Source organism: Bradyrhizobium sp. BR 10261, from assembly GCF_019455395.1.
Classification (GTDB): domain Bacteria; phylum Pseudomonadota; class Alphaproteobacteria; order Rhizobiales; family Xanthobacteraceae; genus Bradyrhizobium; species Bradyrhizobium manausense.
This window is the reverse complement of the sequence record NZ_JACOFQ010000055.1, coordinates 1-23,836: the sequence shown is the minus strand read 5'-3', so window position 1 is coordinate 23,836 and position 23,836 is coordinate 1. Positions and strand designations below refer to the sequence as shown.

Annotated in this window: 27 protein-coding genes; 20 read left to right on the top strand and 7 right to left on the bottom strand. The window is 64.8% G+C overall.

Features of this window, described 5'->3' with window-relative positions; translation table 11 throughout:
- The 3 genes from HYH07_RS35660 to HYH07_RS35650 all read left to right on the top strand — a co-directional run.
- Window positions 1–403: Sir2 family NAD-dependent protein deacetylase (locus HYH07_RS35660; RefSeq protein WP_283842867.1), on the top strand; the 403-nt coding region annotated here is incomplete at its 5' end.
- Window positions 404–544: 141 nt separating this feature from the next.
- Window positions 545–2,629 (top strand): hydantoinase/oxoprolinase family protein, encoded by a 2,085-nt coding sequence (locus tag HYH07_RS35655; protein ID WP_220006832.1) that lies wholly within the window; start codon window positions 545–547, stop codon window positions 2,627–2,629.
- Window positions 2,630–2,631: 2 nt separating this feature from the next.
- Window positions 2,632–4,290, top strand: a complete 1,659-nt coding sequence (locus HYH07_RS35650) for a hydantoinase B/oxoprolinase family protein (protein ID WP_220006831.1) — start codon at window positions 2,632–2,634, stop codon at window positions 4,288–4,290.
- Window positions 4,291–4,346: 56 nt separating this feature from the next.
- On the opposite strand, the gene HYH07_RS35645 is transcribed toward HYH07_RS35650, so the two are convergent.
- Complete coding sequence (locus HYH07_RS35645) at window positions 4,347–4,991, bottom strand: glutathione binding-like protein (protein ID WP_220006830.1); 645 nt, start codon at window positions 4,989–4,991, stop codon at window positions 4,347–4,349.
- A 107-nt stretch (window positions 4,992–5,098) separates the two neighbouring features.
- On the opposite strand from HYH07_RS35645, the gene HYH07_RS35640 reads away from it, so the two are divergent.
- Window positions 5,099–5,788 (top strand): TetR/AcrR family transcriptional regulator, encoded by a 690-nt coding sequence (locus HYH07_RS35640; RefSeq protein WP_220006829.1) that lies wholly within the window; start codon window positions 5,099–5,101, stop codon window positions 5,786–5,788.
- Between the two features lie 196 nt (window positions 5,789–5,984).
- Here the strand turns inward: HYH07_RS35640 and HYH07_RS35635 are convergent, their stop codons facing one another.
- Both HYH07_RS35635 and HYH07_RS35630 read right to left on the bottom strand, forming a co-directional pair.
- Window positions 5,985–7,952, bottom strand: coding sequence for a methyl-accepting chemotaxis protein (locus HYH07_RS35635; RefSeq protein WP_220006828.1), 1,968 nt, complete (start codon window positions 7,950–7,952; stop codon window positions 5,985–5,987).
- Window positions 7,953–8,094: 142 nt separating this feature from the next.
- A complete protein-coding gene (locus HYH07_RS35630) occupies window positions 8,095–9,012 on the bottom strand; it encodes a LysR family transcriptional regulator (RefSeq protein WP_220006827.1) in 918 nt (305 codons plus the stop codon).
- 125 nt (window positions 9,013–9,137) lie between these two features.
- Between HYH07_RS35630 and HYH07_RS35625 the strand changes: the two genes are divergently transcribed.
- From HYH07_RS35625 to HYH07_RS35610, 4 genes are read left to right on the top strand one after another with little or no spacing between them, the layout of a single operon-like run.
- Window positions 9,138–10,514, top strand: coding sequence for an MFS transporter (locus HYH07_RS35625; RefSeq protein ID WP_220006826.1), 1,377 nt, complete (start codon window positions 9,138–9,140; stop codon window positions 10,512–10,514).
- A gap of 32 nt (window positions 10,515–10,546) precedes the next feature.
- Window positions 10,547–11,653, top strand: a complete 1,107-nt coding sequence (locus HYH07_RS35620) for an amidohydrolase family protein (protein ID WP_220006825.1) — start codon at window positions 10,547–10,549, stop codon at window positions 11,651–11,653.
- Window positions 11,650–12,750, top strand: a complete 1,101-nt coding sequence (locus tag HYH07_RS35615) for an amidohydrolase family protein (protein WP_220006824.1) — start codon at window positions 11,650–11,652, stop codon at window positions 12,748–12,750. Before HYH07_RS35620 ends, HYH07_RS35615 begins: the two co-directional genes overlap by 4 nt.
- Window positions 12,747–13,160: a Rieske (2Fe-2S) protein gene (locus HYH07_RS35610; RefSeq protein ID WP_057759203.1), complete on the top strand. Its 414-nt coding sequence runs from the start codon at window positions 12,747–12,749 to the stop codon at window positions 13,158–13,160. Before HYH07_RS35615 ends, HYH07_RS35610 begins: the two co-directional genes overlap by 4 nt.
- A 21-nt stretch (window positions 13,161–13,181) precedes the next feature.
- Here the strand turns inward: HYH07_RS35610 and HYH07_RS35605 are convergent, their stop codons facing one another.
- Complete coding sequence (locus HYH07_RS35605) at window positions 13,182–14,147, bottom strand: glyoxylate/hydroxypyruvate reductase A (protein ID WP_220006823.1); 966 nt, start codon at window positions 14,145–14,147, stop codon at window positions 13,182–13,184.
- A 144-nt stretch (window positions 14,148–14,291) separates the two neighbouring features.
- Between HYH07_RS35605 and HYH07_RS35600 the strand changes: the two genes are divergently transcribed.
- The 4 genes from HYH07_RS35600 (at window position 14,292) to HYH07_RS35585 (ending at window position 17,191) form a co-directional block, all read left to right on the top strand.
- On the top strand, window positions 14,292–14,660 hold the full coding sequence (locus tag HYH07_RS35600; RefSeq protein ID WP_057759198.1) for a YciI family protein: 369 nt from the start codon (window positions 14,292–14,294) through the stop codon (window positions 14,658–14,660).
- The gene (locus HYH07_RS35595; RefSeq protein ID WP_220006822.1) at window positions 14,657–15,952 is read left to right on the top strand and encodes an RNA polymerase sigma factor; all 1,296 of its coding nucleotides are present in this window, start codon (window positions 14,657–14,659) and stop codon (window positions 15,950–15,952) included. The genes HYH07_RS35600 and HYH07_RS35595 overlap by 4 nt, the downstream gene beginning before the upstream one ends.
- A 231-nt stretch (window positions 15,953–16,183) precedes the next feature.
- Window positions 16,184–16,720, top strand: a complete 537-nt coding sequence (locus HYH07_RS35590; protein WP_220006821.1) for an SRPBCC family protein — start codon at window positions 16,184–16,186, stop codon at window positions 16,718–16,720.
- Window positions 16,721–16,777: 57 nt separating this feature from the next.
- A complete protein-coding gene (locus HYH07_RS35585; RefSeq protein WP_057759192.1) occupies window positions 16,778–17,191 on the top strand; it encodes a VOC family protein in 414 nt (137 codons plus the stop codon).
- A gap of 70 nt (window positions 17,192–17,261) precedes the next feature.
- Here the strand turns inward: HYH07_RS35585 and HYH07_RS35580 are convergent, their stop codons facing one another.
- The 3 genes from HYH07_RS35580 to HYH07_RS35570 all read right to left on the bottom strand — a co-directional run bounded on the left by HYH07_RS35580 (window position 17,262) and on the right by HYH07_RS35570 (window position 19,438).
- Window positions 17,262–17,609, bottom strand: a complete 348-nt coding sequence (locus HYH07_RS35580) for a hypothetical protein (protein WP_220006820.1) — start codon at window positions 17,607–17,609, stop codon at window positions 17,262–17,264.
- 477 nt (window positions 17,610–18,086) lie between these two features.
- Complete coding sequence (locus HYH07_RS35575) at window positions 18,087–18,524, bottom strand: hypothetical protein (protein WP_057759190.1); 438 nt, start codon at window positions 18,522–18,524, stop codon at window positions 18,087–18,089.
- A 125-nt stretch (window positions 18,525–18,649) separates the two neighbouring features.
- Entirely contained in the window at window positions 18,650–19,438 is a 789-nt protein-coding gene (locus HYH07_RS35570; RefSeq protein ID WP_220006819.1) for an SDR family NAD(P)-dependent oxidoreductase, read from the bottom strand.
- A gap of 212 nt (window positions 19,439–19,650) precedes the next feature.
- Here HYH07_RS35570 and HYH07_RS35565 point away from each other — a divergent pair, with 212 nt between their 5' ends.
- The 8 genes from HYH07_RS35565 (at window position 19,651) to HYH07_RS35530 (ending at window position 23,573) form a co-directional block, all read left to right on the top strand.
- Window positions 19,651–20,088, top strand: coding sequence for a YciI family protein (locus tag HYH07_RS35565; RefSeq protein ID WP_220006818.1), 438 nt, complete (start codon window positions 19,651–19,653; stop codon window positions 20,086–20,088).
- Between the two features lie 17 nt (window positions 20,089–20,105).
- Window positions 20,106–20,468, top strand: a complete 363-nt coding sequence (locus HYH07_RS35560; protein WP_220006817.1) for a hypothetical protein — start codon at window positions 20,106–20,108, stop codon at window positions 20,466–20,468.
- Between the two features lie 152 nt (window positions 20,469–20,620).
- Window positions 20,621–21,361: a TetR/AcrR family transcriptional regulator gene (locus HYH07_RS35555; RefSeq protein ID WP_220006816.1), complete on the top strand. Its 741-nt coding sequence runs from the start codon at window positions 20,621–20,623 to the stop codon at window positions 21,359–21,361.
- A gap of 121 nt (window positions 21,362–21,482) precedes the next feature.
- Window positions 21,483–21,974, top strand: coding sequence for a DUF2852 domain-containing protein (locus HYH07_RS35550; protein ID WP_220006815.1), 492 nt, complete (start codon window positions 21,483–21,485; stop codon window positions 21,972–21,974).
- A gap of 143 nt (window positions 21,975–22,117) precedes the next feature.
- Window positions 22,118–22,288, top strand: a complete 171-nt coding sequence (locus HYH07_RS35545) for a hypothetical protein (protein ID WP_220006814.1) — start codon at window positions 22,118–22,120, stop codon at window positions 22,286–22,288.
- Window positions 22,289–22,354: 66 nt separating this feature from the next.
- Complete coding sequence (locus HYH07_RS35540; protein WP_220006813.1) at window positions 22,355–22,612, top strand: hypothetical protein; 258 nt, start codon at window positions 22,355–22,357, stop codon at window positions 22,610–22,612.
- Entirely contained in the window at window positions 22,609–22,758 is a 150-nt protein-coding gene (locus tag HYH07_RS35535) for a hypothetical protein (RefSeq protein WP_220006812.1), read from the top strand. Before HYH07_RS35540 ends, HYH07_RS35535 begins: the two co-directional genes overlap by 4 nt.
- 47 nt (window positions 22,759–22,805) lie before the next feature.
- Complete coding sequence (locus HYH07_RS35530; protein WP_220006811.1) at window positions 22,806–23,573, top strand: serine acetyltransferase; 768 nt, start codon at window positions 22,806–22,808, stop codon at window positions 23,571–23,573.
- Window positions 23,574–23,836: the final 263 nt, after the last annotated feature.

The window sequence follows — 23,836 nt, the reverse complement described above, 5'->3', positions numbered from 1 at the left end:
CGAATTCCAGGAGGCGCTTGGCCGCGCCAATGCGGAATGGCTGACGCTCGATGCCGCGGACGCGCCCGACGGCGACGCCGATCTGGAGCACGCGGATTTCTCATCATTCAAGGTGCCGGCTTGCGAGGCCTGCGGCGGCATCCTCAAGCCCGACGTGGTGTTCTTCGGCGAGAACGTCCCCCGCGACGTTGTCGCCACCGCGCAGGATCATCTGGCGCAGGCGGATGCCATGCTGGTCGTCGGCTCGTCGCTGATGGTCTATTCCGGCTTTCGCTTTGTGAAGGCTGCCGCAGAGCGACAGATCCCGATCGCTGCGGTCAATCTCGGGCGCACCCGTGCCGATGATCTCCTGACGCTCAAGGTCGAGGAGCGTTGCGAAGCGGCGCTTGCATTCCTGCTCTGATGTGATGCCGGGTGAACGCGTCTTGCCTATTGCATAGGTGCCAAGCAGAATAGCCAGGTACAGCGTTTTCGTTGTGCTCGATGGCACGGAAATTGCTGCTTTTACGCCTCAGTTCGTGACGATCAGCCGGAGAATTTTGGAATGCATGAAGGAGCCGAGGTGCGGCTTGCCGTGGATATTGGCGGCACGTTCACCGACATCGTGCTTGATGTGGGCGAGGTGCGCAAGACCCGCAAGGTGCTGACCACGCCGCAGCGTCCAGAGCAGGCGGTGCTGGACGGCATGCGCCTCATTCTCGCCGACGCGCGTGCGCACATCAGCGACATCGACGTCTTCATCCACGGCACGACGCTGGCGACCAACGCCATCATCGAGCGGCGTGGCGCCAAAACGGCCCTGATCGCCACCGAAGGTTTTCGCGACGTGCTGGATATCGGCACCGAGAGCCGTTACGACCAGTACGATCTCAGCATCGACAAGCCGAAGCCGCTGGCGCCGCGTTCCCTGCGCTTCACCGTGCCCGAGCGCATCGATGCGCACGGTGCCGTCCGTCTCGCACTGGACGAAGCGGCGGTCCGCGCACTGGCGCCGAAATTGCGCGAGCGAGGCGTCGAGAGTGTCGCGATCGCGTTCCTGCACTCCTATGCCAATCCCGACCATGAGCGCCGCGCAGCCGCGATCATCGGTGAGGAGATGCCGGGCATTTCGGTGACGGTGTCATCGGCCGTGTGTCCGGAGATCCGCGAATATGAGCGAACCTCAACCGCCGTTGCGAATGCCTATGTGCAGCCGTTGATCGACGGCTATCTCGCCCGCATGGCCGATGCGTTGCAGGTCGAGCAATTCCGCGGCGCCATCTATCTCGTCACGTCAGGTGGCGGGGTCACCTCGATCGAGACGGCGCGGCGCTTTCCGGTACGGCTCGTCGAATCCGGTCCCGCCGGCGGCGCGATCTTCGCGGCGCAGATCGCGGCAAGGCTCGGCGAGAGCAAGGTGCTGTCCTTCGACATGGGCGGCACCACGGCAAAGATCTGTCTGATCGAAAAGTACCAGCCCGAGACTTCGCGCGTGTTCGAGGTCGATCGCGCCGCGCGGTTCCTGAAAGGCTCGGGCCTGCCGGTGCGCATTCCCGTGATCGAGATGGTCGAGATCGGCGCCGGCGGTGGCTCGATCGCGCATGTCGACGCGATGAAGCGCGTCACTGTCGGCCCGGAGAGTGCGTCTTCCGAACCGGGCCCCGCCTGCTACGGCCGTGGCGGTCAGCGGCCGGCCGTGACCGATGCGGACGTTGCGCTCGGCATGATCGATCCTGATGCGTTTGCCGGCGGCACGATCAAGCTTGACCCGGAGCTTTCAAAGAAGGCCCTGCTGAGCAGCGTCGGCGAAGCGCTGGGCCTGTCGGCGGAGACCGCAGCCTATGCGGTGCACGAGGTGGTCTGCGAGAACATGGCCAGCGCGGCGCGCGTGCATGCGGTCGAGCGCGGCGAGATCGTCGGCCAGCACACGCTGATTGCTTTCGGCGGCGCTGCTCCGCTGCATGCGGCGCGCGTTGCCGAGAAGATCGGTGTTTCCCGCGTGATCGTGCCGTCGAATGCCGGCGTCGGCTCTGCCGTTGGCTTTCTCGCCGCGCCCATCGCCTATGAGCTTGTGCGCAGCCGTCACGTCCGCCTCGATGATTTCGACACCAAGGCCGTCTCCGATCTCTTGCAGGAGATGGTGACCGAAGCGCGCGCACTGGTCGAGCCCGGTGCGGCCGGCGCGCCGGTGCGTGAGCGCCGCGCCGCCTTCATGCGTTATGTCGGCCAGGGCCACGAGATCACCGTCGAGCTGCCGAACCGGCCGTTGACGTCGGCCGATCTTGCAGGCCTGCGCCAGAAATTCGAGGCGGACTATTCCGCGATGTTCGAGCGCCCGATCCCGGGCGCGGCGATCGAGGTGCTGAGCTGGTCGGTGCTCGCCACGACGGAGGCGCGCAATCCGCCCACCGTCGCGGCCGTGACGCGCAAGCCCGCGGGCAAAGCCTCCGGCAGCCGAAAATTCTTTGACGGAAGGGCGGGCGAGGTGGTCGAGATCCCGCTCTATCGCCGCGAGGACATGGCGCCCGGCGCGACCATTGCCGGCCCCGCCGTGATCGCGGAGGATGAGACCTCTACTTTTGTGTCGACCAGTTTTGATGCCCATATCGACGGTGCCGGCAGCATCGTCATGGAACGGAAGGCGGCCTGATCATGAGCAAGGCAAACGGCGCGAGCCTGATCGACCTTCAGATCATGTGGCACCGGCTGATCGCCGTGGTCGAGGAGCAGGCGCAGGTGCTGCTGCGCACCGCGTTCAGCCCGATCGTGCGCGAATGCGGCGATCTCTCCGCCGGCGTGTTCGATCTGAAGGGACGGATGCTGGCGCAGGCGGTGACCGGCACGCCGGGCCACGTCAACTCGATGGCGGAATCGGTCAAGCACTTCATCAGTCATTTCCCGCTCGAGACGATGAAGCAGGGCGATGCCTACATCACCAACGACCCCTGGATGGGTACTGGCCACCTCAACGATTTCGTCGTCACCACGCCCTGCTTCAAGGACGGCAAGATCGTCGCGCTGTTCTCCTGCACCAGTCATCTCATGGACATCGGCGGCATCGGCTTCGGCCCTGATGCCACCGACGTGTTCATGGAAGGGCTCTACATCCCCATGCTGAAACTCATCGACCAGGGCGTCGTCAACGAGACGCTGATGGCGATGATCCGCACCAACACGCGCCTGCCCATCGATACCGAAGGCGACACCTATTCGCTCGCCGGCTGCAACGATGTCGGCTGCGAACGCCTGGTCGAGATGATGACCGAATTCGGCATCGATACGCTCGACGCGCTCGGCGACTATATCTGCGACCGCTCGCGCGAGGCCGTGCTCGCCGAGATCGCCAAACTGCCCAAGGGCAGCTGGCGCAACAGCATGGTGGTCGACGGCTATGATGCTCCGGTGACACTCGCGGCGACGCTGACGATCTCCGATCAAGGCATCCACGTCGATTTTGACGGCACCTCGGCCGCGTCGAAATTCGGCATCAACGTGCCACTGTCCTACACCACGGCCTACACCGTGTTCGGCCTCGGCTGCGTCGTCGCCTCGCAGATCCCGAACAATGCCGGCTCGCTCTCGCCGCTGACGGTGTCGGCGCCCGCGGGGGCGATCCTCAATGCGCCCAAGCCCGCGCCGGTCGCTTCGCGCCACATCATCGGCCAGATGCTGCCCGACGTCGTGTTCGGCTGCCTGCGCCAGATCATTCCCGAGCGCGTGCCCGCCGAAGGCACCTCGTGCCTGTGGAATCTCAACGTCCGCGGCCAGACGCGCAGCGGCGTCGGCGGCAATTACGGATTCTCGATGGCGGTGACCTCAAACGGCGGCACCGGTGCGCGCTTTGCGAAGGATGGGCTGTCGGCGACCGCCTATCCCAGCGGCGTACGCGGCACGCCGGTCGAGATCGCGGAGACGCAGACGCCGCTGATCTTCTGGCGCAAGGAGCTGCGGCCTGACTCCGGCGGGGCGGGGCGCACCCGCGGCGGTCTCGGCCAGATCATCGAGGTCGGCAGCGGCGTCGATGCGCCGTTCGATATCCTGGCGGCGTTCGACCGCATCGATCATCCGCCGCGCGGCCGCGATGGCGGCAAGAACGGCGAGGCCGGCTATGTCGGTCTCAAGTCCGGCAAGAAGCTGCGCGGAAAAGGCTTTCAGCAGGTGCCGCCGGACGACCGCCTGGTGGTGCACACGCCCGGCGGCGCCGGCATCGGCGCGCCCACGATGCGCGATCGCGCGGCGGTGAAAGACGACGTCGAGAGCGGTCTCGTGTCGTCAGATAATGCGATCGCAGTGTATGGCTACGCGGAGTGAGCCGCTGAAAGAGTCCGTCCCGGCCTCGCCGGCCGGGACGATGCCTTTGGCCTGACCTACGCAGCCGCCTTCTTCCGGGCTAGCTCGGCTTTGTACAGCTCGAATTCCTCCGCGATCGCTTTCGCGATCGACGGCCGTTGGCGTAAGCGTTCGTAATAGGCCTTCACGTTCGGCCATTTCGCGAGCTCGATCGGCGGCGTCGCCATGGTCCAGTTGATGACCGTGACCAGGTAGGCATCGGCCACGCTGAAATGGTCGAGCAGGTAATCCCGACCCTTCAGGTAGTTGTTGAGATAGTCGAGCCGCGACAGGTTCTTCTCCAGCACATAGGCCTTGGCCTCCTGCGGCGCCTTGCGGTCGAGCACGGGGATGAACAGACCCTTGTGCAGCTCGGTGCCGATGAAGCAGAGCCATTGATGCAGCCGGGTGCGCTCGATACCTGCCGTGGCGCCAAGACCGGATTGCGGAAAGCGGTCGGCGACATATTGCAGGATCGCCGCGTTCTCGGTCAGCACCACGCCCTCGTCGGTACGCAGCGTCGGCACCAGGCCGATCGGATTGACCGCTCGGAAGTCGGAGCCGTCGTTCAGAACTTTCTTGGTCGGGGGATCGACTTCGAGATAATTCGCATCAGCGCCGGCTTCATAGAGCGCGACGCGCGTCGCCATGGAGCAGGCGAGCGGCGAGAAATAAAGATCCATGATGGGCCTCCTTGGGCAAGTCCTCTTGTGGATGTCGCTCAACCTGGCCAGATTGATTTTTGTACCATCTTGCATAATATGAGGCAGGTCAAGGATTAATTTGCGAAATGGTACAAAAATCGAAGCCGCCAGCTGCTGCCAAAGAACCTGAGCGCCCCGAGCGCCGCGGCGAACCCGAGCGCCGCGGCGAACCAAAGCGCCGCGGCCGGCCGCGCGCCTATGAACCCGAAATCGCCCTCGGCAAGGCGCTCGATCTGTTTCGCAAGCAAGGCTTTGCCGCGACCTCGCTCGACGACCTCAGCGCAGCCACCGGCATGAACCGGCCGAGCCTTTACGGCGCATTCGGCGACAAGCGCGAGCTCTACATCAAGAGCTATCAGCGCTACCGCGAGGACGCCCGTGCCTCGATGGTCGAGATCTTTCGCCAGGAGATGCCGGTGCGCCAGCGGCTGGAGCGGATCTATGCCGCCGCGTTGAACATCTATCTCTCCGGCGAGACCGGGCCGCGCGGCTGCTTCACGGTGGTGACGGCAGCCTCCGAAGCGGTCAGTGATCCCGAAATTCGCGCCATGGTGCTGGAGGGCCTTGCCGATCTCGACAAGGCTTTTGCAAGCTGCTTCCGCCGCGCCAAGGAGAAGGGCGAGCTGCCTGACAGTGCCGATCCGGCTGTGCTGGCGCAACTCGCCTCCGCCACCATCCACACCATCGCGATCCGCTCCCGCGCGCGCGTGCCGCGCAAGGAGCTGGAGGAAATCGTCAAGGGCGCGATTGATGTGATGGTGGGGGCTAAGGGGTAAGCAGTCGTCGCGACACCAGGGAGCGTGTGGCGCAATCTATTTCCCCAACGTCGTCCTGGCGAAAGCCAGGACCCATAACCACCGAATCTCGTTTGACGAAGACTCGGAGTGACCAGCCGCGCGCCGCAACTTCCACTCGGGGTAATGGGTCCTGGCTTTCGCCAGGACGACGATGCCGCGCAATCTCGCGTCCGACCTACGCCGCGCGAATCTGGGCGAGGAAGCGATCCACCTCATCGCGCAGCCGCTGCGACTGTTTCGACAGCTCGACGGCAGAGGCGAGTACCTCTTCCGCGGCTGTGCCCGTCGCCGCGATGCCGTCGGTGACGCCGGCGATGTTCTGCGAGACCTCGCCGGTGCGGGCGGCGGCCTGCTGAACGTTCTGCGCGATCTCCTGCGTCGCCGTGCCCTGCTGGCCGACGGCGGCCGCAATTGCCGCGGAGATTTCATCCACTTGCTGAATCGTGGCGCAGATCGACTGGATGCCTTCGACCGCACCTGACGTCTCGCCCTGGACGGCTGTCACCTGTGCGCCGATCTCTTCCGTTGCTTTCGCGGTCTGGGTCGCCAGCGCCTTGACCTCGGAGGCGACCACGGCAAAGCCGCGGCCGGCTTCGCCCGCGCGCGCCGCCTCGATCGTCGCATTCAGCGCCAGGAGATTGGTCTGCCCGGCGATGCCGTTGATGAAAGAAACGACGTCGCCGATTTTCTGCGCGGCATCGGCGAGGCTCTGGACGCGCGCATTCGACGCTTGGCCGTCGCTGGCAGCCTTGCCCACCACCTCGGTCGCATGCGCGAGCCGCCGGCTGATCTCGGTCATCGACGAGGACAATTCTTCCGCGGCAGCCGCAACCGTCTGCACGTTCTCGGAGGCGAGCGCCGAAGCCGACGACACCGCGCGGGTCCGATTGCGCGATTGCTCGACAATGGCGGACATCGAGCGCGCGGTGTGTTCCATCTCGACGGCGGCCGAGGAGACTGTGGTGACGACGTCGCGGATGCTGGCCTCGAAATTGTCGGCGAGCGCGGCGAAGGCGCGCCGTTTCTCCGCCTCGGATTGTGCTTTGGCCTCGAGCTGGCCGGCCTGGAGCCTGCTGAAGTTGATGGCATTGTCGCGGAACACCGCCACCGCCTTCACCATCGCGCCGACCTCATCATTGGCCCTGCTCTCGGGGATGGCGACGTCGAGATGGCCGTCGGCGAGCTCGCGCATCACTGATGTGATCGACAGGATCGGGCGCGAGATCCCGCGGGCGATCAGGTAGCCGACGATGGCAGCGAGCACGAGTCCGAGCGCGGCGATGCCGATCGCGAGCATCCAGGCGCGGTCGGCGGAAGCCACGTAATCGGCGTTGTCCATCACCAGCTCGACGGCGCCGAGCGGTTTTCCGGAGAAGTCCTTGATCGGCCCGAGCAGCGCGGCGACCGGGCTGGTGTCGAGCTTCGACTGCCGTACCGTAAAATCGCCCCCGGTGGCACGGCCGTAATCGGCGGCGTCGAAGAAGCTCTGGCGCTTCAGCGTTCCGCCGAACAGCTTGAAGCCCGCGCCATCGGCAAGGTGGAAAGCAATGTCGACATGGCGGTTGGCCTTGAAATCGTCGAGAAAGGACTGGCCGAAGCTCAGGCCGAATTCCACCGAGCCGAGATGCTTGCCCGCTTGCGCAATCGGCACCACGCCGCGGATGCCGAGCCCGGCGACGCCGCCTTCGAGTCCGACGATGACCTTCCGCTCCTGATTGGCGTCGACGACGGTCTTGCGAAAGCCCGAGAGGTCGTCGCCGAACTTCGCCGGCTGGTGCACGCGCAGGAAGGAGGTCGCGGGCGGCGTATGGAACTGGAACTGCTCGACGCCGTACTCCGACTTGGTCGCTGCGAACACCGGCCCGAACAGGCGCACCAGGGCGTCGCGATCCTGCTTGGCCATCGCCTCCTGCGTCGCCGGCATCGCCGCCACGACGGCGCTCATGGCGGCCGCACGGTGGGACTCTTCGGCGATCCGCGACAGCAGCGCATCATAATGGCTGCGCAACTCGCGCTGGTCGGCGCGGTCGATGATCCCAGCGATGATCCACATGGCGCCGAGCACGGCAATCAGCGCCGTCGCCGCCGCCGTCACCGCCAGCGCAACCGTGATCCGCATCCTGAGGCCGAGGCTCATCCGCATGTCCGACTCGTCTGTTGAGCGTTGATTAACGACGCCTATCAACTTCTCGCTAAAAGAGGGTGAACGGGATACCGGCGATGCCGTGGTGGGCGTTGGGGAACCGCCAGGGCCATGGCCAACATAGCGGCGTCGTCCCGGCGGGTTACGTCTCTCGTGCGAGCGCCGGCGCCGATGCCGCGGCGTCCCGGAAGGCGTCGCGCAGGGAGCCCAGCAGCGTCTGCACGCGTGCGAGGTTGGAGCGCGTCGCCGGGACAAGTGCCTTGACCCAGAGATCGGGGACCTGCAGCTCCGGGAGCAGCTCGACCAACGCGCCGGACTTGAGCCGATCTGCCACAGCGGTGCGCGAGGCGATCGCGATGCCGCTGCCCGCGCACAGGCTGTCGATGACGAGCGCGCCATTATTGGTCACGAGATGCGGCCGGACCGTCACCGTCGTCACGCCGTTGCGCCCCTCGAAAGTCCAGGACGGCCCGATCGGCGAAAACACGATGCAATCGTGATTGACGAGATCGCGCGCGTGCCGGGGCTGGCCGCGCCGTGCCAGATAAGAGGGCGCGGCGCACAGCACGCGTTCGAACACATGCAAGGGCTCCTCGAGCACCCCGTCGAAGGATGACGGCATCATGGTGAGAACGATGTCGAAGCCTTCCTCGACCGGGTTCACTGTGCGGTCCACCAGCACAGCGTCGAGCGTCACCCGCGGATATCTGATCTGAAACGACGACAGCAATTGCGCGAGGTTGATCACCATCGGCGAGGCCGGCGCCTTGATGCGCAACTGGCCCTCGAGCTCGTTTGGCGATCGCATGATGCCCTTCGCCATCTCGTCGTAATCGCGCACGATCTGCCTGATGACGTCGAGATAGCGCTCGCCGATCTCGGTGAGCGCGAGGCGCCGCGTGCTCCGCCGCAGCAAGGTGGCCTTCAGCGACCATTCCAATTGGCCGACCCGTTTGGTGATGACGGAGGGCGCCACCCCCAGCTGCCGGCCCGCCTCGGAGAAACTTCCGGTTCGGGCCGTTGCCAAAAACGCCTTCATATTCAAAAGGCTATCGGCCATTTAATCCAATCCGGAAAAGATGATCGCGCGAAATAGCTTATTCTCCCCCATTCCTGAAGGAAATAGGCTTCCTCCGCTACCACAAGCCGTCACCCAAAAACGAACGGCAACTGGGAGGAATGAGCATGAGTGCATCTGACATCATCGATGTCACCGATGTCATCGAGCGCCAGCGCCGCAATGGCCTGGTCCTGACAGTCCTGATCCTGTCGACGACGATGATGTTCCTGGACGGTTACGACCTCCAGGCCATGGCCTTCGCCGCACCATCCATCATCCGCGCCTGGGGCGTCGAGCGGGCCGCGCTCGGAATAGTGTTCAGCGCCGGCATTTTCGGCATCCTGGTCGGCGGCCTCGTATTCGGATCGCTCGGCGACCGCATCGGCCGTCGCCTGTCGATTGTGGCCTCGATGCTGGTGTTCGGCGGCTTCACGCTGGCGACGGTGTGGGCGAGCGACATCACGAGCCTGATCGTGCTTCGCTTCCTCGCCGGCATCGGCATCGGCGGATTGTCGCCGCTATGCTACGCGCTCAATCTCGAATATGCGCCGAGCCGATATCGCGGCACGGCGGTCGCGATCATCATGGTCGGTTATGTCGCGGGCAGCAGCATCGGCGGCTTCATCGCTGCCGGTCTCGTGCCGCAGTTCGGCTGGACCATCGTGTTCTGGATCGGCGGCGTGCTGCCGCTCCTGGGCGCCGCGCTGTGCTACTTTGCGCTTCCGGAATCGATCAAGTTCCTCGTGGTGCGCAATCGCGAGCCCGCAGAGATCGCGCGCATCCTCAACCGGATCGAACCAGGGCTTCAGGCGCAGGCGACGACGCGCTTCGTGCTGCGCGATGAAGCGTCCGCCGGCAGCGCCGGCACGGGACCCCTGTCGCAACTCGCCTCGCTGTTCGATGGGCGGCTGGCGATCATCACGCCGTTCCTTTGGGTGGCCTATATCGCAAGCTCGATCACGATGTTCTTCCTCAACAGCTGGACGCCGATCCTGGCCGAGGCATCCGGGCACACGCCCGCGCAGGCGGCCATGGGCCTGACCGTGTTCAGCCTGGGAGGCGCCGTCGGCGGCCTCACCATCGGCCGGGTGCTCGATCGTTTCGGCGTCATCGCCATTGCGATCGTGCCGCTGATTGCCTGCCCGCTGGTTGCTTCGCTTGGCTGGGCCGGTCTTGGTGACAGCACCTACCTTGGGACGATGGCGTGTGTCGGCTTCTTCGTCGTGGGCGGCCATCAGGGCCTGAACAGCTCGGTCGGCCAGTTCTATTCCAGCACCAACCGCACGACGGCCGTCGGCTGGGCGCTGTCGGTCGCCAAGATCGGCTCGATCAGCGGACCTCTGGTTGCCGGCATCCTGATCGCACAGCATCTGCCGTTCTCGAACCTGTTCCTGCTGGCCGCTCTGCCGCCGCTGGTGGTGGCGGCCTGCGTCCTGGTGCTGGGAATCTCGCAGCGCAAGCACATGGCGGCGCGGAAGATCGATCAGACGGCCGCGGCCTAGCCGCGTCCGGACGAAGTCATGGAGCTTGAGAGATGAAAATGCCATTCGCAGGCGCTATCGATTGCGACCTGCATCCGCCGATGCCGAGCATGGCGCAGCTCCTGCCATATCTCGACGAGTACTGGCGCGACCAGGTCACGAACCGCGCGATCGACCGCATGTCGTTCGCCATGATGAGCTATCCGCCGAATGCGCCAATCAGCGCGCGCGCGGACTGGCGGGCGCCGAACACCGCGCGGAGCGATCTCGATACGCTGCGCGCCCATCTCCTCGATGCCTTCGACCTCCGGTTCGGCATCGCCAACGTGATGCATGGTGCGATCGCGCTCCACAACGACGACATGGCGGCGGCGATCTGCCGCGCCCTGAACGACTGGCTGCGGGCAGAGTGGCTGGACCGCGAACCGCGGCTGCGCGGCTCGATTCTGGTGTCACCGCAGGATCCGGCGCAGGCCGTTGCCGAGATCGAGCGTCTCGCCTCGGACCCGCGATTCGTGCAGGTCCTGCTGCCGGTGATGGGCGAAAAGCTGCTCGGCCGGCGCGAATTCTTTCCACTCTATGAGGCGGCGGAACGGCATGGCCTCGTCATTGCCGTTCACGCCGGCAGCACCTATCGGTACGCGCCGACGATCGTGGGCTGGCCGTCCTATCAGTTCGAGGACTATGTCGCGCAGGCGCAGGCTTTCGCCAACCAGACCATCAGCCTCGTTGCCGAGGGCGTATTCCGCCGCTTCCCGCGGCTCAAGGTGGTGATGCTGGAGTCCGGCGTAAGCTGGCTGCCGATGACCGTGTGGCGCACCGACAAGACCTGGCGTGGCGCGCGGCCGGAAGTGCCCTGGGTGGACCGCTGGCCGTCAGAGATCATTCGCGAGCATCTGCGCCTATCGGTCCAGCCGTTCGATGCGGCCGATGCGACGGCGGTCGCGCAGACGCTCGATCGAATCGGGTCGGATGAGATGTTGCTGTTCTCCACCGACTATCCGCACTGGCAGTTCGACGGCGACGACGTGCTGCCGGATGGGCTGCCGCCGGACTCGTTGCAGAAGATCCTAATCGACAATGCGCTCGCAACCTATCCCCGCCTGGCACAGGGCGCGGCCGCCGGCGCCGTCGAGCTTGCGAAGGAGGACGTGAGATGAACGCACCCTTTGTCGAGCAGAAGGCCCGGCAGACGCTGGCGGTCGTCGATTGCGACATCCATCCGGCGCACCGCACGCCCGGCGAGCTCTTGCCCTACCTCGAGCCGCGCTGGCGCGAGCACTACGAGACCCATGGCGTCCATGTGCGACAGGCGCTGCCAAGCGCGCTGATGTATCCGCGCATGATGGCCGCCGGCATGCGCGCCGATTCGCTTCCCGAGAAGGGCGGTCCTGCGGGATCGGATCTCGATCTTCTGCGGAGGCAGCATCTTGATCCCGTCAATGTCGAGTTCGGCCTGCTGATGGCGCTCAGCAAGGGCGGCATGGAGGAGCGCAATCCCGGACTTGCGGCAGCGTTGTCGCGCGCCACCAACGACTGGCAGATCGATCGCTGGGTACGCGAGGAGCCGCGCCTTCGCGCCGGCATCGTCGTGCCGCAGGAGTTTCCCGAGGCGGCCGTGGCCGAGATCGAACGCTGCGCCGGCGATCGCCGCTATGTGCAGATCATGCTGTCATCGAGGCCCTCGGACCCGCTGGGCCACCGGCGCTATTGGCCGATCTATGAGGCGGCGGAGCGCGCCGGCCTGCCGATCGGTCTGCATCCGGTCGGCTACAATGGCGGCCATCCCTCCACGGGCTCGGGCTGGCCGACCTTCTATTTGCAGGAGCACTATGTCTTCGTCGCGTGCATGGAAGCGCTTGCCTCGAGCCTGATCATCGAGGGCGTATTCGAGCGTTTTCCGAAGCTGAAGGTCGTGCTGGTCGAGGGCGGCTTCGGCTGGGCCCCGGCGCTCGCCTGGCGCATGGACAAGCATTTCGAGAAATTCCGCAAGGAGGTCGCACATCTCAAGCGGCGTCCCTCCGAATATCTGCGCGAGCACATCTGGTGGACGACGCAGCCGATCGAGGAGCCGGCGCAGTCGCGCCACATCGTCGAGATCATCGATTGGATCGGTTGGGACCGGCTGCTCTATTCATCCGACTATCCGCACTGGGACTATGACAATCCGTCCTTTGCCTTCAAATTTCCGATGACCGAGGCGCAGCGCCGCATGATCTTCAGAGACAATGCAATGGCATTGTATCGCCTCGCATGAGCCGCCATGTGGTCTGCCCGGCAGCCGAGCTGCCGCCCGGCGCGCGCAAGGTCGTCGTGGTCGACGGGCGCGAGATCGGCGTGTTCAATGTCGAGGGGCGCCTTCATGCGCTGCTCAATCGCTGTCCGCACGGCGGAGCTGCGATCTGCTCTGGCGTCGTCACCGGGCTCAGCCAGTCATCGGGCCCGGGCGACTACCGCCTGGAACGGCGCGGTGAATTCTTGCGCTGCCCCTGGCATGGCTGGGAATTCGACATGGCGACCGGACAATCCTGGTGCGATCCGCGCCGCACCAGGGTGCGGAGCTTCGAGGTCAAGCTTGAAGCCGGCTCCGATCTCGTGATGGGACCCTATGTGGCGGAGCGATATCAGGTCACGGTCGAGGACGCCTATATCGTGGTCGACCTCTGAGAATGTGAATCGCCCGGTGCATCAATATCCACGCACCCGATCCACCACGTTCTCCAGCGCGCCGCCCGCCTCGAATCTTGCGATCTGCTCGGCGACATAGGCCGAGATCGCGTCCGCATCGGTGTCGGCGGCGTTGTGCGGGGTCAGCACCACCTTGGGATGGGTCCAGAACCGGCTGTCCGCGGGCTGCGGTTCCTGCACGAAAACGTCGAGCGAGGCGGCGCCCAGCGTGCCGTCGTCGAGACAGGCGAGAATGTCCGCTTCGTTCTGCAGGCCGCCGCGGCCGGCGTTGATCAGCACCGGCGCGCCGAGCGGGCTCGTGCGGTTGAGCTTGGTGAAGACCTCGCGGTTGAGAATGCCGTTTGTGTCAGGCGTCAGCGGCAGCAGCGACACCAAAATGTCGGTCTTGCGCAGGAACGCATCCATTCCGGCGTTGCCGTGGAAGCACTCGACGCCCGCGATGATGCGCGGGCTGCGGCTCCAGCCGGCGACGCGGAAGCCGAGCCGGCGCAGCACGTCGGCGGCATCGGCACCGAGCGTGCCGAGCCCCATCACGCCGACCGTGATCGCGCTCGCCGGCCATTGATATCTAGGCTCCCAGCGCCTGGCGCGCTGCGAGTCGCGCAAATAGAGCTCCTGGCGGTGGTGCATCAGCACGTGCAGCACGACATATTCGGTCATGCGGTTGGTGAGGTCAGGCACGGCGACGCGCACCAGCGGCACGTCGGGCAGGCTCTTGTCGGCCATCAGCGCGTCGACGCCGGCGCCGAGATTGAAGATCGCCCGCAGATTGGGGAAGGCGCCGAGGTCGCCCGGCACGGGTTTCCAGACCGCGGCATAGTGCACCTCGGCGGGATCGAGGGAGGCATCCGGTAGCAGCACCACGCGGCGGCCGTCGCAGACCGCATCGAACCGGGCCTTCCAGCGCTCCGGCAGCCAATTCTGCTGCGTGCTGTTGATCAGGACGGCCAGTGTGCCCATGGTCATTCGAAGTGCCTCATAAGGTTCCGCTTTTCGTGGCCCTCCTTGGCACGATCCGGCGGATTTTTCTCGCAAATTTTTTCCGCAGCCCTGTCGGGGCGAGGCATATTGGATCGTCTTCAAAACAAGCGTTCAGGTAAGGTACTGCCCATGCTTTATGCGATCCTTTGCTATCATGACGAAGACTTCGTCGGCTCCTGGAGCAAGGACCAGGACGAGGCCGTGATGAAAAAGCTCGCCGTGGTGCAGGACAAGCTCACCAGCCAAGGCCGGCTCGGCCCGGTGGCGCGGTTGCTGCCGACCACCGCGGCGGCGACCTTGCGCAAGGAAGATCCACCGCTGGTGCTCGACGGCCCCTATGCCGAGACCAAGGAGCAGCTGCTGGGCTTCTACATCGTCGATTGCAAGAACCTCGACGATGCGCTCGACGTCGCGCGCGACCTGGGCGCTGCCAATCCCGGCGGCGCCTATGAGGTGCGCCCCGTCGGCGTGTTCAGGCCGGGAGGAATTTCGGCGTGAGCGAGGCCGACACTGGCTGGATCGAGACGGCGCTGACCTCGGCGCGACCTCAGGCGGTCGGCGCGCTGCTGCGCTATTTCCGCGATCTCGATACGGCTGAAGAAGCCTTCCAGAACGCCTGCTTGCGCGCGCTCAAGAACTGGCGGGAGAATGGGCCGCCGCGGGATCCGGCTGCCTGGCTGATCATGGTCGGCCGCAACGTCGCCATCGACGAGGTTCGCCGCACCCGCAAGCAGCAGCCGCTGCCGGAGGACGACCAGGCGATCTCCGATCTCGACGACGCCGAAGGCGCGATTGCCGAGCGTCTCGACGGCTCGCACTATCGCGACGACATCTTGCGGCTGATGTTCATCTGCTGTCATCCGCAACTGCCGGCGACGCAGCAGATCGCACTGGCGCTGCGTATCGTCTCCGGCCTCACCGTGAAGCAGATCGCGCGCGCCTTCCTGGTTTCGGAAGCCGCGATGGAGCAGCGCATCACCCGCGCCAAGGCCAGGGTTGCGGAAGCCGGGACGCCGTTCGAGACGCCCGGCGCGGTGGAACGCTCGGAGCGGCTCGCCGGCGTCGCCGCGATGATCTATCTGATCTTCAACGAGGGCTATTCGGCGAGCGGCGATACCGCGGAAATCCGCAAGCCGCTGTGCGAGGAGGCGATCCGTCTGGCGCGACTGTTGTTGCGCCTGTTCCCGAGCGAGCCGGAGATCATGGGGCTGACGGCGCTGATCCTGTTGCAGCACGCCCGCAGCGCCGCGCGCTTTGCCGAAGATGGATCGCTGATCCTGCTGGAGGACCAGAACCGCGCCTTGTGGAACGGCACCATGATCGCGGAAGGCCTCGCTTTGATCGACAAGGCCATGCGCCACCGCCGCAGCGGGCCCTACCAGATCCAGGCTGCGATCGCCGCGCTGCACGCGCGCGCGGCGACGCCCGATGAGACCGACTGGCCCCAAATCGACCTGCTCTACGGTGCGCTCGAAGTGGTGCAGCCTTCGCCGGTCGTGACGCTCAATCGCGCGGTTGCCGTCGCCAAGGTGCGCGGGCCCCAGGCCGCGCTCGACCTGATCGAGCCGCTGGCGCCGAAGCTTGCCAATTACTTCCATTTCTACGGCGTGCGCGGTGCCTTCCTGATGCAGCTCGGCCGCAACGACGAAGCGCGAATCGCCTTCGACCGCGCCATCGCCCTCGCCAACACCTCCGCTGAAGCTGCCCACATCCGCATGCACATCGATCGCCTGATCCGGGATAGCCAGCCGAAGGGCGGCGGTGCCAGGCAGGGGGCGAGGGCGAAGTAGCCCCAACTCTATCCTCGCCGTCATGCCCGGGCTTGACCCGGGCATGACCTCTTTCTTCTTTGCGACAAGAACGTGGATGGCCGGGAGGTAGGCGAGCGGAAGCGACGCCGTCCTTCGGACGGACGGCTACGCCCGGCCATGACGGATGAGAGACCTCGCAAAAAATCCATCCCAAAATTGTCGGCCCCCACCGCTGCCCTTCGTCTTAATCCCGTATCAAGGGAGCCATTCATGCTGAAAGCCGTTGCCATCATCGCCATCGTGCTCGCGATCGGGATCGCGGGCGTCCTCGTCTTCGCCCTCACCAAGCCCGACACGTTTCGTGTCGAGCGTTCGCTCGCGCTGAAGGCGCCGGCCGATGCGATCTATCCGCTGGTCGCCGATTTCCGCTTCTGGACCAACTGGTCACCTTATGAAAACCGGGACCCCGCGATGAAGCGCATCTACGGTGGAACCGCGTCAGGGAAGGGCGCAACCTATGCCTGGGACGGCAACAACAATGTCGGCGCCGGACATATGGAAATTCTTGAGGCAAGCACGCCGTCGAAGCTCCGCATCAAGCTCGACTTCGAGCGTCCCTTCGAGGGGCACAATACCGCCGAATTCACTTTTGTGCCGCAAGGCGATGCTACGCTGGTTACATGGGCGATGTACGGCCCGGCGCCCTTCATGTCCAAGCTGATGCAGGTCTTCATCAACATGGACACGATGATCGGCAAGGACTTTGAAGTCGGCCTCGCCAGCCTGAAGAAGCTCACCGAGAAGTAACAAGTCTCACTGGCCCAAGGAAGCAACGAGGAAAGACCAAGGAAATAGGAGAGAACGATGCTCAATCCCTATCTGTTCTATCAGGACACCTGCGAAGCGGCGTTCAATTTCTACGCCAAGGTTCTCGGCGGCAAGATCGAGATGATGATGCGTTCCTCCGAGGCGCCGCCGGACATGCCCGCCGCGCCCGGCCGCGAGAAGACGATCATGCATGCGCGGATGTCGCTGCCCGGCGGCAGCGTGCTGATGGCCTCCGACGCACCGCCGGAGCATGTTCAAAAACCCCAGGGCTTTTCGATCTCGCTGACGATCACGGACGTTGCGGACGCCGAACGCAAGTTCAACGCGCTCGCCGACGGCGGCACCGTCACGATGCCCTTCAGCAAGACCTTCTGGGCCAAGGGCTTCGGCATGTGCGTCGACAAGTTCGGCATCCCCTGGATGGTGAATTGCCCCGCCGAGGGAATGTGATCGTGTTGCTCCGCTGATACACCGCGCTGCGCCTTCCTCCCTGCTCTGCCGCGAGCGAGGAGGGCGCACCTCAGCGGATCGATCCGGTCGTCTCTTCGCGTGGCGGCTGTGCCACGCAGCTGCGGTAGATCACGAGCTTCGAGCCGAGCTGCCTGTCGTTCTCGGCTTCGATCTCGTCTTGAACAGCCCACCATGCGTCGGAATAAGGACGCAACGTCGCCAGCACTCTTTGCCGCTCAAGATTAGGATCGCTCTCTGGCGCTGTGCGACCGGCAACGCGACGCTTCGTGACGTCAGGGCGATTTGGATCGCGGCCGAGTCCGTCCCATGCGATTGATCGCCGCTCCGCCGCCGGCGCGACCGCGCATCCCGCGAGCACTGCGCAAAAACTAAGCAAGACCAAGATGTCTCGCATCATGCCGTACTTCGATGCTCCACGTCAGGCAAAAGCTGCGCAGGACGTTCTGCTTCGCGCCAATCAAATGGAACCCAAGAAAATCACACCGCCGGCGAGGCTGAATTTGAAATCTTGATTCGCACAACATTGCGAGAGCAGTGAGGCCGCTTCGTGAATTGAAGCGGATCGCAATGCACAACAACTGGCGCAATATTAGGCTGTGCACGTCGCACGAGAATCCGCTAATAATTCCTTCATAAAATTTAAAATCTGGGGTGGACGTCACTTGGAAGGGGTGCGACCGATGGCGGCGGCGCTACAAATCAACTTTGCACTGTGGGGAATGCTCATTTGCGCGAGCCTGGAGCTGGCGCAGACGATCGAGAGATTCTTCTAGGCAACACATCACTTGGTTCGCGCGGAGCTGCGAACGACAATGATCGGTGCGACGACGATCTCGCGGTAGCGACGATCCGCGCGCCATAGTCGCGCTGATCCTCACCGGCAGCGAGGATAGATTGCGGCGAGGTCGCGTCCCCTCAGCAAGAGCAAACGAGAGGTGAGGCCGCCGCGGCGGGCGATCCAGTCACGCACCGGGCCGGGATAGGCTTCGAGCACGGCTTCGGATGCTTCCGGTTCGGCATAGAAGCGTCCGTGCCGGTCGACCGAACGCGCAGCATGGAAACCGAGCACGGCGCGCCTGGTCACGCAAATGCGCTCGCCCGGCACGATGCTGAGCACCAGCGTGCAGGCGGACAGGCAGGGGCCGTCGATCACGACACGCTCGCCGCTCGCGCGCACCTTCTCGAACAGATCGAGGAACGGCCCGACCTGCCCGCCGGGGCTCTGGATGATACGGATCTCCGCCTTGGCGGGTGCGGATGCGAACAGTGCTGATGCGAGCAGCAGGGCACTGTAGAAAGTGACGCGTCGCATGAGCTCTCCACCAACTCGATTTCGTAGGGTGGGCAAAGCGTAGCGTGCCCACCATTGCCACAGCAAATCCGAAAGAGATGGTGGGCACGGCGCAAGAGCGCCTTTGCCCACCCTGCAATCCGCGCCTATCCGTTCCGTCGTTGTCCCCGCAACGTCGGCAGGCCGATACCCGCGGCATCAAAGCCGCCATCGACGGCCAAAATTTGGCCGGTGATGTAGCTCGCGCGCTCCGAGCACAGAAAGTAGATCGCTTCCGCCAGCTCCTCCTCGAGCCCATAGCGGTTGAGCGGGATGGCGTCGTGATAGTCCGCGCGGATCTCCTTGGTGTGCACCTGCTTTGCCATTGGCGTGTCGACCGGCCCGGGCGCGACCGCGTTGACGCGGATGTTGAGCGAGGCGAGCTCGACCGCGAGCTGTTTTGTCAGGTGCGCGAGCCCCCCCTTGCTGGTGCCGTAGGCCGAGCGCAAGGTCGAGGCACGCACGGCCGAAATCGAGGTGATGTTGACGATGGCGCCGCCACCCTGCTCGCGCATCAGCGGCACCGCCGCCTTGGTGCAGAGGAACGAGCCGGTGAGATTGACGGCCATGATCCTGTTCCAGTCCGCATCGCTGGTCTCCAGCACCGGCGCGAACACTGCGACGCCGGCATTGTTGACGAGCGCGTCGAGCCGGCCGAAGCGGCTCATGACCGCCGCCATGGCAGCTCTTACAGCGGCTGCGTCGGAGACGTCACAAGTGATGGCCAGCGTATCGTCAGGGTTGTCCAGCGTCGCAGCCGCGTTCGCCTGCAACTCGCCCTCGATGTCGAGCAGTGCCACGCGCCACCCGTCGGCCAGGAAGCGCTTTGCCGTGGCCAGCCCGATTCCGCGCGCGGCGCCGGTCACAAGGGCAACTTTTGGCGAGGCTGACGGCATGGGCTGATCTGTCCTGTCTCGAACACGGGGCGCACCGTCCTTTTACTGTGCTTTCGTTCCGGCGCTTCAAATAATTCGCGTTCACGTGTCGGTTCCGGCAAGGCTCGTTCGTCTTGCAGGTGAGTGCGGGCCAAATCGGCTCGCATGGAGTGAATGTCTCCATCCGGCCTCGCGGCGCATGCCGGGATGCCACCGAAAGCCAAGGACCTTCCATGCGTTTCATGATGTTGATGATTCCGATTGGCTACTGCACTGCGGAGCCGGGTGCCCAGCCTGATCCCGAGCGCGTCGCCGCGATGATGCGCTACAATGAGGAACTGAAGAACGCCGGCGTGCTGATCACGCTCGACGGCCTGCACCCACCGTCTGCCGGCGCGCGGGTGTCTTTCGGCTCCGGTGAGCCTGTCGTGACCGATGGGCCGTTTGCCGAAGCCAAGGAAGTCCTGGGCGGTTACTGGATGATCGATGTGGCCTCGCGCGACGAGGCGATCGCATGGGCCAAGAAATGTCCGGCCTCCGGCAACGAGATCATCGAGGTTCGGCAGGTGCAGGAGATGTCGGATTTCTCTGACGAGGTACGAGAGGCGGTCTCGGGATTCGAGGACTTGCCACACGTTACAGCCGCACACCGCCACCAAGTGCATCGTTAGGTTGAAGGGAGAAGCCAATGAGCAACGACACCTATCTCGCCGTCTTCCTCGGCAGCAAGAGCAGTCCGAAAATGGCTGCGTGGAATGCGATGTCCGACGCCGAGCGCAAGGCGAAGGAGATGGAGGGCATGGCGGCCTGGAAGGGCTGGGTCGAGAAGCACCAAAGCGCGATCCAGGCGATGGGCGGCCCGCTTGGCAAGACCAAGAAGGTCGACCGTAGCGGCATTGCCGACATCGCCAACGAGATGGGCGCCTTCACGGTCGTCCGCGCCGCCTCGCACGAGGCCGCCGCAAAAATGTTCGAGAACCACCCGCATTTCGCGATCTTCCCCGGCGAGCGCGTCGAGATCATGCCGGTGCTGCCGATCCCGGGCGGCTAGGCTCTGTCGTCATTCGGGGCGGTCCAAAGGGCGAACCCGGAATCCAGAGGTTTCCGAGCGAGATTCCGGGTTCGGCTCCTCGAGCCGCCCCGGAATGACGCGGGCTAAGGGCCTAGTGACCTTCATGCGCAGCTCATGTAAAGATCGTTCACATGAGCTGGCGCAAGGAGCAGCGCCGCGCCGAGCGCGGCTATCACCACGGCAATCTGAAGGAGGCACTGTTGCAGGCCGCCCTCGGGCTGATCGCGGAGAAGGGGGCGGCCGGCTTCACCTTTGCCGATGCCGCGCGCATGGCCGGCGTCAGCGCGGCGGCGCCGTATCGGCATTTCCGCGACCGCGATGAGCTGCTGTCATCGATCGCCCAGCGCGGTTTCGAGCAGTTCGAGCAGCGGCTGACCGAGGCCTGGGACGACGGCCGCCCCGACACCGTCACCGCGTTCGAGCGCGTCGGCCGGGCCTATCTCGCCTTCGCCCGCGAGGAGCCCGCCTTCTACAACGCGATGTTCGAATCCGGCTTGCCGGTCGATGCCAATCCGGCGCTGCAGGCCGCAAGCGAACGCGCTTTTAACGTCATTCGCGCCGCCGCCGAGCGCCTCGCGGCGCTGGCCCCGCCAGGCACGCCGCGGCCGCCGGCGATGATGATGGCGCTCCACATCTGGTCGATGGCGCATGGCGTCGCCTCGCTGTTTTCCCGCGGTGACGCCGCGCGCCGAAAACTGCCGATGTCGCCGGACGAGCTGCTCGAGGCCGAGGTGCTGATTTACTTGCGTGGCCTCGGTTTTTCGACCGACCGCAGGCCGCAGGCGAAGAGTGCCGAGCCGCCGCCGGTGCCACCGGAGGCTTCCTCCGGTTCGGGCGTGCCGCCGGGCGGTCCCTGGGGCAAGCCGAAATAAAGTTGCGCCAATAATCACGCGGGCGTGTCAGGCGGCCAGCTTGACAAAATCGCGGGATGGTCTAGCTATGTAAATGTTATTTACATTCACAACGGCGCTGATGCCGTGATGGAGAAGGGAAATGGCCTACACCGCTGATGTCAATCGCTGGCGCGGCCCCTCGGACCAATACCGATCGTATGAGCGGCCCCACATGCTCGATACCCCCTGGCACCCTGGTTGGATTGCCGTGACCATTCTCGGCTTCATCATCTGGTGGCCGATCGGACTTGCCCTTCTCTTTTTTACACTCGGGAGCAGAAGAATGTCGTGCTGGAGCAATCAGGATCGCTGGCAGAACAAGATGGAGCGGATGCAGTACAGGATGGACCGCATGCGCGACCGCATGGAGCGCCGTGGCTTCGGCTTTGGCTTCGGCCCGCCGTCCTCCGGCAACCGCGCCTTCGACGAGTACCGCAGTGAAACGCTGCGCCGTCTCGAGGAAGAGCAGGTCGAGTTCAAGAACTTCCTCGACCGTCTGCGCCACGCCAAGGACAAGGAAGAGTTCGACCAGTTCATGGCCCAGCACAAGTCGCGCCCGACCCCGCCGCCGACCGACCAGCCGCAGGGTTGATCAAACCTCTCAAAGCCTTCAGGCGCGTGCCCCCAAAGTCCTGATGGCCCCGAGCCGCCCGCTTGCGCACCGCGCAGGCGGGCGGTTTGGTTTTTCGGGAAGCTTTACCTCCGAACCGGCGTCCGGTTCGCCGACCAAAGCCCATGGACCTCACCACTCGCCTGTTGCTTGGCGCGACCGCGCTCGCGGTGCTGGGCTATGTCAGCTTCGTCTATGGCAGCTGCGCAGGCGATTCCGCCTGCCATTTCCGCACCTGCGGCCGCCACTTGTGCGGTGTCGTCCACAACCATGCGCAAGACCGCCCGGCGCCATAGAACCCGCTTGCCGCGAGGTACGACTAAACCCTGACAGCGCGTTCCGCGCGGCCAACGGGTTCGACCATGACCAACGCAGAGCGTAAGCAGATCGACCGGCGCATCGCGCTGCTCGAGCGCGCAACGGCGCTGTTCGGGCGGTTCGGCAGCTTGATTCCCATGGCGGTCGCGTTTCTCAATCAATGGCCGACAGAGGTCGAGCTCTATCCGCACTGGCAGGTCGGCGAGTCCTGGAAGTTCTTCCTGAGCCTCTATCTCTATTGGTTCGCATGGCTCGCGCTCGACCGCGCCATCATGTTTGCGAAAGCGGGCCTCGACCCATGATCCTGCTCCGTGATTTCGTGCTCTTCATCCTTCCTGCCCTGATCGCTGCGAGCGGCTGGCTCTACGCGATCGACCTGCGCAAACGGGTCCGTCCGGGCTGCGCGCCCGAGCGGGGTGCCATCCCGCCGGCATCCCTGGCACCTTGATGGGGACGGCCTATATTCGTCGTCGCGGGCAAGGCGCGGAGACGACGATGGCACAGGCTGCGATCATGACGAGCGAGAGCCTCTGGCGGCTGATCCGCGGCGAGGCGCAGCGCGCGGCCGATGCCGATCCCGTGTTCGCCAAGGCCGTTGCCGGCGCCATTCTCGTCCATGATGATTTTGCGGCCGCGCTGGCCGATCTGATCGGGCATCGGCTTGGCCGCGGCAACGCCGAGCGCGCGCGCTTCACCGCCCTTTCGCACAATGCCTTTCGCGCCGAGCCGGACCTGAGCACAGCGGCCGTTTTCGACTTGCGCTCTATCGCGCTGCGCGATCCAGCCATCACCTCGTTGTTGCCGCCGCTGCTGCATTACAAGGGCTACGTCGCATTGCAGGCCTGGCGCGTCTCGAACTGGCTCTGGCGTCATGACCATCGCGATGCGGCGCTGCTGTTCCAGAACGAGGCCTCGAACGTCCTGCAGGTCAGCATCCATCCGGCCGCCACGCTCGGATCGGGGGTGTACCTCGACCATGCCACCGGCATTGTCGTCGGCGCCAATGTCGTGATCGGCAACGAGGTCACCATTCTCCAGAACGTCAGCATCGGCCGCGACAGCGAGCTGCCGGCGCGCTCGCCGCGGATCGGCAGCGCTGTCTATATCGGCGCCGGCGCGAGCATCCTCGGCGACATCAGCATCGGCGATTTCGCCAGGATCGGCGCCGGCGCAGTCGTGACATCGGATGTGCCAGGCGGCTGCACCGCGGTCGGCAATCCGGCGCGACTGACCAACTGCCCCGAGCCTCTCCCGGCGGCGTGAGCCATTCGTCATTCCGTCGAATGACACTCTCATAGGGTGGGGAAAGCGCAAGCGTGCCCACGACCTGTCGCGACTGGCGAGAGGTGGTGGGCACGGCGCAAAAGCGCCTTTGCCCACCCTACGAGACTGCCTTTGTTGCGAAGCGCAACTGCACCAAGGATGGAGTGTGTGGCAATGGCGTGCCTTTCCCATAAACCAGATGCACGGCTCTCGTAGATGGGGTAACGGGCACGGAGGCCTCCCAAGCCAGCCGCGCTAGCTAC

Coding starts and splice junctions, on each gene's coding strand:
- HYH07_RS35615 (WP_220006824.1), top strand. CDS start 11,650: ATGAACGCACCCTTTGTCGAGCAGAAGGCCCGGCAGACGCTGGCGGTC.
- HYH07_RS35550 (WP_220006815.1), top strand. CDS start 21,483: ATGGCCTACACCGCTGATGTCAATCGCTGGCGCGGCCCCTCGGACCAA.
- HYH07_RS35655 (WP_220006832.1), top strand. CDS start 545: ATGCATGAAGGAGCCGAGGTGCGGCTTGCCGTGGATATTGGCGGCACG.
- HYH07_RS35545 (WP_220006814.1), top strand. CDS start 22,118: ATGGACCTCACCACTCGCCTGTTGCTTGGCGCGACCGCGCTCGCGGTG.
- HYH07_RS35560 (WP_220006817.1), top strand. CDS start 20,106: ATGAGCAACGACACCTATCTCGCCGTCTTCCTCGGCAGCAAGAGCAGT.
- HYH07_RS35640 (WP_220006829.1), top strand. CDS start 5,099: ATGGTACAAAAATCGAAGCCGCCAGCTGCTGCCAAAGAACCTGAGCGC.
- HYH07_RS35620 (WP_220006825.1), top strand. CDS start 10,547: ATGAAAATGCCATTCGCAGGCGCTATCGATTGCGACCTGCATCCGCCG.
- HYH07_RS35630 (WP_220006827.1), bottom strand. CDS start 9,012: ATGGCCGATAGCCTTTTGAATATGAAGGCGTTTTTGGCAACGGCCCGA.
- HYH07_RS35610 (WP_057759203.1), top strand. CDS start 12,747: ATGAGCCGCCATGTGGTCTGCCCGGCAGCCGAGCTGCCGCCCGGCGCG.
- HYH07_RS35645 (WP_220006830.1), bottom strand. CDS start 4,991: ATGGATCTTTATTTCTCGCCGCTCGCCTGCTCCATGGCGACGCGCGTC.
- HYH07_RS35600 (WP_057759198.1), top strand. CDS start 14,292: ATGCTTTATGCGATCCTTTGCTATCATGACGAAGACTTCGTCGGCTCC.
- HYH07_RS35565 (WP_220006818.1), top strand. CDS start 19,651: ATGCGTTTCATGATGTTGATGATTCCGATTGGCTACTGCACTGCGGAG.
- HYH07_RS35650 (WP_220006831.1), top strand. CDS start 2,632: ATGAGCAAGGCAAACGGCGCGAGCCTGATCGACCTTCAGATCATGTGG.
- HYH07_RS35605 (WP_220006823.1), bottom strand. CDS start 14,147: ATGACCATGGGCACACTGGCCGTCCTGATCAACAGCACGCAGCAGAAT.
- HYH07_RS35625 (WP_220006826.1), top strand. CDS start 9,138: ATGAGTGCATCTGACATCATCGATGTCACCGATGTCATCGAGCGCCAG.
- HYH07_RS35540 (WP_220006813.1), top strand. CDS start 22,355: ATGACCAACGCAGAGCGTAAGCAGATCGACCGGCGCATCGCGCTGCTC.
- HYH07_RS35570 (WP_220006819.1), bottom strand. CDS start 19,438: ATGCCGTCAGCCTCGCCAAAAGTTGCCCTTGTGACCGGCGCCGCGCGC.
- HYH07_RS35635 (WP_220006828.1), bottom strand. CDS start 7,952: ATGCGGATGAGCCTCGGCCTCAGGATGCGGATCACGGTTGCGCTGGCG.
- HYH07_RS35530 (WP_220006811.1), top strand. CDS start 22,806: ATGGCACAGGCTGCGATCATGACGAGCGAGAGCCTCTGGCGGCTGATC.
- HYH07_RS35585 (WP_057759192.1), top strand. CDS start 16,778: ATGCTCAATCCCTATCTGTTCTATCAGGACACCTGCGAAGCGGCGTTC.
- HYH07_RS35580 (WP_220006820.1), bottom strand. CDS start 17,609: ATGATGCGAGACATCTTGGTCTTGCTTAGTTTTTGCGCAGTGCTCGCG.
- HYH07_RS35555 (WP_220006816.1), top strand. CDS start 20,621: ATGAGCTGGCGCAAGGAGCAGCGCCGCGCCGAGCGCGGCTATCACCAC.
- HYH07_RS35575 (WP_057759190.1), bottom strand. CDS start 18,524: ATGCGACGCGTCACTTTCTACAGTGCCCTGCTGCTCGCATCAGCACTG.
- HYH07_RS35590 (WP_220006821.1), top strand. CDS start 16,184: ATGCTGAAAGCCGTTGCCATCATCGCCATCGTGCTCGCGATCGGGATC.
- HYH07_RS35535 (WP_220006812.1), top strand. CDS start 22,609: ATGATCCTGCTCCGTGATTTCGTGCTCTTCATCCTTCCTGCCCTGATC.